Annotated in this window: 3 protein-coding genes and 1 pseudogene; all 4 read left to right on the plus strand. The window is 31.2% G+C overall.

Annotated elements, in window-relative coordinates:
- Positions 1-151: 151 nt before the first annotated feature.
- Positions 152-739, plus strand: a complete 588-nt coding sequence (locus ES044_RS17395; RefSeq protein ID WP_147187443.1) for a hypothetical protein — start codon at positions 152-154, stop codon at positions 737-739.
- 886 nt (positions 740-1625) lie between these two features.
- A complete protein-coding gene (locus ES044_RS17400) occupies positions 1626-4820 on the plus strand; it encodes an Eco57I restriction-modification methylase domain-containing protein (RefSeq protein WP_147187444.1) in 3195 nt (1064 codons plus the stop codon).
- Positions 4820-8203, plus strand: a complete 3384-nt coding sequence (locus ES044_RS17405) for a helicase-related protein (protein WP_147187445.1) — start codon at positions 4820-4822, stop codon at positions 8201-8203. The genes ES044_RS17400 and ES044_RS17405 overlap by 1 nt, the downstream gene beginning before the upstream one ends.
- 926 nt (positions 8204-9129) lie before the next feature.
- Positions 9130-9324 (plus strand): annotated as a pseudogene (locus ES044_RS17410) (RDD family protein); the annotation flags it as partial.

A 9324-nucleotide genomic window follows, 5' to 3' on the forward strand; every position in this document is an offset into this window, starting at 1 on the left:
CGTTTGATGATTTGTTTTAATCCACTATTTTTATAAAAAATTAAATGGATATAAAGAGACTAAACCTCTGCATATCCTGACAATATTTAAGAAGATGCGGATAAAAGGTCGGCATATAAACAAGTTGCCCACAAGTTAAGAAAAACCCGAAATGAAAGAGAAATATTTAGGAATCATATTGAGCATAATTTGTTTTAATTTAAGTTTTGGTCAAAAATTACAAGACGGACAAAAAAGGTGGAACTCTGAAAAAAAATTGACAGTTAATGATTTCAAAATAAAAATTAGTGACGAAAATAATGAAGCTGTTTTCAGTCAATTTGTGATTTCTTATTCGGCACAAGGATTTGATTTCTTAAAGCGGAATCTAAATAATAAAATTGGAAATATATTTTTTGGAAATGCTTCTTGGATAGATACTACAAAAGTTAAAGATATTGACAAACAACTTAAATTCCAACAAGCTCAATTTGACCTTGCCGAAATTCAAGCACGGAAATTTAGAAAGGAATTATTTATAAAAAAATGGAAAATATCTAAAGGTTTTGACATTATGAACAAAATCAGTAATGAAATAATGACTGAATTTTCAGAAATTCGACTTAAATTAATCAGAGAAACAGAAGGCGGTCAGAATAAACAAAAATTTTCTGAATGGAAAGAAAAAATTGAAAATAAACTGAAAGAACTGAATGAATTTAGATTTGACAATAAAAAGAAAATAAAACGAAAGAAGTAAAACCTGTGGGCAACACCGTGTATATTTAATTGCTGGTTTTAGCCAATTTACGAAAGTCCTTTGGGACTTTCTTGGTTCGTGTTTATTTAGTAACTTCACTGCTTAAACAACGCAACTAAACATACACAAAAACGTTATGTTTCATTGCTCGGGAAAATCTAAAGGCTAATTAAACTTGAATGAAAAACAAGAATTTAAACTATATAACATCTGAATTCTTGCCAGCATGTTGAATAGAAAATCTCTGCGGAATTTGAGACCGTTTATGAAAACTGAATTGCATGCTGAACAGTCTCTCGCTAATTACCAATCAAACGGAATTTAGCAAAGTGCGGAATTGAGAATCTACCGGAAGTAAAACGTGTGAAATTACTCAAACTTTAAAAAGCGGAATTTGTTCGAAAAATTTTCATAAATTAGTGTTTTAAAATTGACAATGTAGGAATTTACAAAATTGCGGAAAAATTGAAAGCGGAATCAAAACGTGCTTACTCAAGTGCCTCGCAACAAAACATAACACAATATAAAAAAAATTGCTAAATTAGTGCTAAATCAAAGTTCGTTGCTTTTTTACCAACTTCTGAATTTCCGTAGGAAATTCCTCGTTGTCAAAAAACGCAACTATTTTTATACACAAACGTTGTGCATAATGCGGAAATCGTGCTAAAATTGAAAATTTGAACTAAAAAAGCCAACCGCACAAACAGCACATTCATTTTTTTGCCAACGCTAAATTCCAACGCTGAAAAAAAATAAAAGAGCTGTTTTTTGCCAACGCTCATAACGAAGAAAGAAACATAACTAAAAAAAGAGTTGAAATGAATTGAAAAATTTTATCTTGAAGCTCAAATTAAAATAATAAAATTCAACAATTGCGAACCATAAAATGAGCAAGATAAATTCACTTATAGAGGACTTCTCAACAACCAACCTCATTGCTTTTTTAAGAGCGTCTATTCCTTCTTTCAAACCTGATGATGATGAATTAGACCATTTATTCCAAGAAGATGTTTACGACAAATACGAGTCAATTATCAAAATTGGAGAAGCTGAAATTGATAAAGACGAATTAATTGTCATTGCTTCTAAAACAAATGAACCGCTAACCGAACGGACTGGAAAGAAAAACCAATACGAAATTGCTAAAACCATTTTAAAACACGAAGTAAAAGACGCTTCCCTTTTTATCTTTTATGATGACGAAGGCAATTTTAGATTCAGTTTTGTTAAGGCAAATTATTTAGGAACGAAAAGAAACTTTACAGACTTTAAACGTTACACCTATTTTGTAACACCTAGTCAAACCAACAAAACATTTATTAAGCAAATTGGCGGTTGTAATTTCAATTCACTAGATGAAATTATTCAAGCTTTTAGTGTTGAGCCATTAAACAAACAATTCTATCAAGATATTGCTAAATCTTTCTATGGCTTAATTGGTGGGAAAGTGAAAATTGGTAGCCGAAACATAGAGTTTGACACAGCTTTAAATTTACCATCAACACCAGTAGAAACAAATAGAAAAATATACCAAGAGTTTGCAGTCCGCTTAATTGGTAGAACTATTTTTTGTTGGTTTTTAAAAAGCAAGAAATCTGAAAATAGTATACCGTTGGTACCAGAAAGTTGGTTGTCTTCAAAAACTGTAGTTGAAACCAACAACGAACAACACAATTACTATCATTCGGTTTTAGAAAAACTTTTCTTTTTGGTTTTAAATAAAAAACAAGAAGATAGAAAAGACTACCAACTACCAAAAGACCAAGAATTAATTCCATTTTTAAATGGTGGCTTATTTGAGGCTCAAACTGATGACTTCTTTCCAACAAATAGCAATGGAATTCACCAAATAGCCTACAATTTAGATATACCCAATCAATGGTTTATAAAGCTTTTTGAAGTATTAGAACAATACAATTTCACGATTGATGAAAATAGCATCTACGATGCAGAAGTAAGTATTGACCCAGAAATGCTCGGGACCATATTTGAAAATCTGTTAGCGGAGATTGACCCAGATACCGAAAAAAGTGCAAGAAAAGCAACAGGTAGTTTTTATACACCAAGAGAGATTGTAGATTATATGGTGGAGCAATCTTTGGTACAATATTTAAAAACCAAAATCGCCACAGATAATGAAGAACAACTTTTAGAACTATTTAAAGAAGGTGGCGAAAATAAATTTGAAAAATCCGAAACAAAAAATATACTAGAAGCCTTAAGCGATGTGAAAATTTTAGACCCAGCTTGTGGTTCTGGTGCTTTTCCAATGGGAGCATTGCACAAAATTATTATTGCATTGCAAAAGCTTGACCCAGATGCTTCTTGGTGGAAAAAAAAGCAAATAGCAAACGTACCTAATGCACTAGCTAAACAAATGCTTAAAGAAAAACTAGATGGCGAAAGTGCAGATTATGTGAGGAAACTTGGTGTAATACAAAACTCAATATATGGAGTAGATATACAACCAATTGCTTCTGAAATTTCAAAACTGCGTAGCTTTTTATCTTTGGTTATAGATGAAACTATTATTGATAAAGCAGAAAACAGAGGCATACAAGCATTACCAAATCTTGAATTTAAATTTATAACAGCTAATACCTTAATTGGGTTGCCTGATGAAGAGAACCAACAGTTTGGCCTATTTGACAACTATGAAGAGCTAGAACAACTCAAACAATTGCGTGCCGAATACTTACAAAGTCACGGAAATAAAAAATTAAAAATTAAAGAACGTTTTTTAAAAGTTCAGAAAAAAGCTTTTAAAAAAGATAGCAATTTATTTACTGATGTAAATAGTAGAAGCTTTTTATTAACCAGTTGGAACCCCTTTAAAAATGAACAGTCAACTTGGTTTGACCCAGAATGGATGTTTGGTATAGAAAAATTCGATATTGTAATAGGAAATCCGCCTTATGGTGTTTCCGTTAAAGGCGATTTTAGAAAAAAAGTTTTAAGTCAATTAAGTAAAGTGCCCGATTATGAAATCTATTATTTCTTTATCGAAGTTTCTAAAAAATTCATTGGTTCAAATGGAATAACAACTTATATAATTCCGAATACATTCTTGTTCAACGTTTATGCGCAAAAATATAGAACACAAATGCTTGAGGATTGGAAATGCTTTATTATAGACTGTACTGCATTTAAAATTTTTGACAAAGCAACTGTCTTAAATTCTATCGTTTTATTAGAAAAATCATCAAGTGAAAAAATTAAATATTTCAAAACGAAAAACAAGAATAGCTTTAATTTACTCACAATGCAAAAAGCAGATTTTATGGGCATTGAAGAACTTCAAGAATATAAACAAAATTGGGGTTTGGCATTTAAACTTGATAAAAGCATAATTGAATTAACCACTAAAATTAAAAGAGTTTCAGAACCTTTGATTTCGCTTTTCCCAGAAATAAGTCAAGGTCTAATTGCATATGATAAGTATCAAGGTCAAGATGAAAAAACGATAAAAAACAGAATCTATCACTATGATAATTTTGCTAAATCAGATTTAAAAAAGTGGCTTTGGGGAGAAGATGTAACGAAATATAATTTGGAGTGGAATAAATCTGAATGGTTGGATTATTGTGACGGCATTGCAAATCCAAGAGACCCTAAATTTTTTACTGGAGAGAGGATTTTAATAAGGGAAATAACAAATCCCTCGATATTTGCTACAATAACAGATGAAGAATATTATCACGACCCAGCAATTATTATTATAAAGAAATCCAATAATTATAGTTCAAAATTATTACTCGCATTTCTAAACTCTAGGATAGCAACATTTTTTCATTTTAATTATTCACCGAAAGCATCAAAAGGGGCTTTTCCAAAAATTATAGTTGAAGACATTCGAAATTTCCCGTTACCAAAAGCTGAAATAAAGCATATTGAAAAAATTGAATTTCTGATTGATAATATAATAAATGAAAAGAAGAATAAATCAGAGATTAGCGAATACTCATTAAAATTAGATATGATTTTCTTCAATATTTATGAGCTGACCTATGAAGAAGTGAAAATCATCGACCCAGAATTAAAACTAACCAAAGAAGAATACACAAATTACCAAATAAATTAATGAGCAATAACTTTATAACCAATAGTGCAGAAAATGCAACGCTAAAAAAGCGATTAGAAAAATTGATTTTAGCAAGTCAAGAATTAAAATTCTTGGTAGGCTTTTTCTACTTTTCGGGTTGGCAAGAAATCTATAAAAAACTTCAAGATAATCCAGACGTAACTCTCAAAATATTAGTCGGATTGCAAGTAGATAAATATTTAAGTAACATTGTTGAAGTTGGTTTGCAAGACGACAGCTTAAGTCAAGAAGAACACTTTACGCAGTTTATCAAATCTATGGGTTTTGCCATTAACAATGCCGAAATGGACAATGAAGCTTTCTATAATCAAATAGAATTCTTCATTCAATTATTAGACGAAGGCAGATTAATTATTCGTAAAACGCTAAATCCAAATCACGCCAAAGTGTATCTATTTAGTTACAATACTACGTTAGCAGACACATTGGATAGCAAAGGACAATTTATAACTGGAAGTAGTAATTTAACAAAAGCAGGCTTACGCAGTCAAGAAGAGTTTAATGTAGAAATAAAGGACTATGGTTTTGAAACTGGCGAAGCTTATTTTGATGAACTTTGGGAAACAGCAGTTCCGATTACTGAAGCAGAGAATGGTACCAAAATTATTATTGATTTTTTGCAACATAAAAGTCAAGCGTCACTGATCACACCTTTTGAGGCTTATGCTCTTATTTTAAAAACATATTTAGAACTACAAGAAGCAAAAAAAATAAGTGATGCCATAACAAGATTGTTAGATGAAAATGGCTTTGAGAAATATCAGTATCAATTAGACGCAGTAAATCAAGCACTAAATGTCATAGAAACTTATAACGGAGTTATTATTGCAGATGTAGTTGGTTTAGGAAAATCTGTTATTGCATCATTGATAGCTAACCAAATGGGCAAAAGAGGATTAATTCTTTGTCCACCAGGATTAATAGGTAGCAAAAAAGAAAACTCTGGTTGGTGGGAATATTGGAATAAATTTAAACTCTATAATTGGGATATTGAAAGTTCGGGAAATCTAGAGGCGGTTGCAGAAAGTATTCAGAAAAACAATCTGGAGTATCAAATAATAATTGTTGATGAAGCACACAAATTTAGAAATCAAGACACTTCTGCGTATGAGGCATTAATGGATATTTGCAGAGGTAAGCAAGTCATTTTATTGAGTGCAACACCATTTAACAATTCGCCAGCTGATGTCTTTTCATTACTAAAACTATTTATTGTTCCTGGAGCTTCGGGCATTACAATTGAAGCGGATTTAGAAGGTAGGTTCAACGCCTATAATTATAGGTTCAAGCGTTTGTCGAATATTCTTAAATATCATAATTCAGACAATCCAGAAAAAAGAAGAAAAGCAGAACGTGATTATGAAAAAATGTTTGGATTAATACCACCTATTGACGTTTCAATTGTGAGAGGAAATGTGAGTGCAATGGCTAATGATATTAAAAACATTATCACACCAGTAGTAATTAGAAGAAACCGTTTAGACCTTAAAACTGATTTTGAATACAAAAAAGAAATACAAAATTTATCAGAAGTTAAAGACCCAGAAGAACAATTTTATGAATTATCAGCAGAACAATCTGATTTTTACAACAGAATAATACGTGATTATTTTTCTGAAACTGGTCATTTTAAAGGAGCTATTTATAGACCCAATGAATATGAAAGTTTAAAGGAAGATGAAGACAAACTTTCCGAAGATGATAATAGAGCATTTCAACAACAGCGTAACTTATTTGACTTTATGAGACGTTTGCTAGTGAAACGTTTTGAAAGTTCATTTGGTGCTTTTGAAAAAAGTATTCAACGATTTTTGCGTACCAATAGAATGGTATTGTCATTCATAGAAAAGTCTGGTAAGTATGTGATGGACAGAAAAGTGATTGAGAATATTTATGATGACACCGATGATGCAGACGATTTCACTTATGAAGCCATTAAAGAAGCATTAGAGGAGTTTGAACGAAATTCTATAAACCATACAAAGCCAAAACACACAAAAATATACGATATTGATACTTTTCAATTTAAAAAGGAATTTATAGATGACATTAAAAATGACATCAAACTATTTGAAAGAGTTGAACAAGAAATAAAAGATTTAAATATTATTGCCAATGACCCAAAACGTGAAGCTGTTTTAGAGACGATAAAGGAAGTTTTAAATAAAGAAACAAACCCAAGAAGAAAGGTCATTTTATTTACAGAATATACAGATACTGTTAGGCATCTTAAGAGGTATTTTGAAAAGGAATTATTGGGTAGAGCGATGTTTTGTGATGGTGGTATTACTAAAAAGTTTGCAAAGGAATTAGATGCTAACTTTAACGCAAAATATAAAGAGCAAGTTGATGATTTTGATGTGCTAATTACGAGCGATAAACTTTCAGAAGGGTTCAATTTAAATAGAGCTGGATTAATAATAAATTATGATATTCCTTGGAATCCAACTCGTGTAATACAGCGTGTTGGTCGTATCAACAGGATGAGTGCCAAAGTTTTTGATGAATTGTTTATTTATAACTTCTTCCCTACTGACCAAGGTGCTGACATTGTAAAAAGTAGAGAGATTGCACAACAAAAAATGTTTTTAATACATAGTGCTTTAGGAGAAGATTCTAAAATATTTGATGCAGATGAAGAGCCAACACCAAGTGGGTTATTCAGTAAAATTAGTACGAACCCAGAAGAAAATGATGAGTTAAGTACAAGTACTATAATTCGTAATGATTTCAACGAAATTATGGATTCGCATCCAGAGGTAATCAAAAAGATTAGTGATTTACCGAACAGAGTAAAAACCGCAAAATTATTTAATGAGAATAATGTGGTTGTATTAAGAAAAAAAGGAATGGCTTTATTCTCAATTGTTCAACAATACGAGAATGAAAAACCGAATGACAAGCCAACGGAAAAAACTTTTGAGGAATTAATTGAATTTATAAAATGTGGTCCTGATGAAGAACGACAGCCATTAAATAGTGCGTTTTGGAATTCATATGAAGAAATAAAGGCTTATAAGCCAAAATATAAATCTGGCAGAAGCGAATTAGCATTAGAGAACCAAGCGAATATTGCATTGAAAACTCTTCTTAAAGAAAAGAGAGACGATTTAGACCAAGAATTGGTGTCCTTTATTGATACACTTTTAAAAGATATAAAAAAATATAAAACGTTACCAAAATACACTTTAAGACAATTAAAACTTTCAACCAAAGAGAGCAGTTTTGACGAATTGATTACCAACATTAAAGATTTGAAAAGAAGAATAGGAGACGACTATCTGAATGTGATATTAAGTCGAATTGAAGACATTGACAATGACGTGATAATTGCAATTGGAAACAAAAAAAGTACTGAATGAAGCCAACGCTCAAAGCCATACACATTTACAGTCGCGCCAGCCAAAGCATTACCAAAACTGTAAAAGAGTATGTCTTGCCAACGCACACATTTGAACTGAATAACAAACATCGAAAACCAAGCAGAACGTGAAAAGCACTATGCACAACAATGTATATAAAACATAGCTATTACAGGCTTTCCGAGAGGTTTTTGCTTCTTTATTAAGTCCGCCAAATTTTTATTTTTGTATATTTAGAACATTAAAAATAAATAGAAAAAATAAAAATTCGGCTCGTGTATAATCCGAAACGATAGCGTCTTTTTACACGCTACGTTTCATATACGGAGACGTTGCAAGTAATTAAAAACGAATTCCTAAAAACCGAATAAATTGCAGTTTGAAACTCTTCAAATTTGTGTTTCTAAAAGTTCGGAAAAAGGAAAATTGTGGAACACTCTCTCGCTAATCGGAATTTTCTCAAAATGCGGAATTTCCAAGATTATGGAATTGAGCAACATTCGGAATTGAGCAATTTTTCGGATTTTTTACTCGTGTGAAAAATCTGAACTGTATTTCCAAAATTGCGGAATTGAGCAAGGTTGGGAATTAAGCATTCCCGAAACTTCGGGAGCGGAATTTTCACTCATTCGGAAAACAGGAAAAAAGTTTCCATAAATGAGAAATTTAGAAAATACGAGATTTTTAAAGTTTATAAAAGTGCAAAAAATAAAGAAATCGGAAAAAAGAAAACCAAAATTATGAAAAAAGAAAAACTACTTGCAACACCGTATAAAAATAATTGCTAAATTAGTGATTTACCAAAGGTAGTTGCGTTTTTGCCAACTTCTGAATTTCCGCTGGAAATTCCTCGCTGACAAAAACGCAACTATTCTTATACCAAACGTTGTAGCACATTAACCAAAAATACTCATAAAAAGAAGAAAATGAACGAAACAAACACACACGGATACAAATTAGCATCAAAAGGAAAAAGATTAATTGCTACAATAACAGAAGGAATAATTTTTGGAATTATAATTTTAGGAATTTATCTAATAATGGGAAAATCTGTTTCTGAATTTTGGGCTGATTTAGATAGTGACTTTGAATTTTTAGATATAGTTTACTCATTAGTAACC

The sequence above is a fragment of the Polaribacter sp. IC066 genome (assembly GCF_007997085.1).
Taxonomy (GTDB): domain Bacteria; phylum Bacteroidota; class Bacteroidia; order Flavobacteriales; family Flavobacteriaceae; genus Polaribacter.

Coding starts and splice junctions, on each gene's coding strand:
- ES044_RS17395 (WP_147187443.1), top strand. CDS start 152: ATGAAAGAGAAATATTTAGGAATCATATTGAGCATAATTTGTTTTAAT.
- ES044_RS17400 (WP_147187444.1), top strand. CDS start 1,626: ATGAGCAAGATAAATTCACTTATAGAGGACTTCTCAACAACCAACCTC.
- ES044_RS17405 (WP_147187445.1), top strand. CDS start 4,820: ATGAGCAATAACTTTATAACCAATAGTGCAGAAAATGCAACGCTAAAA.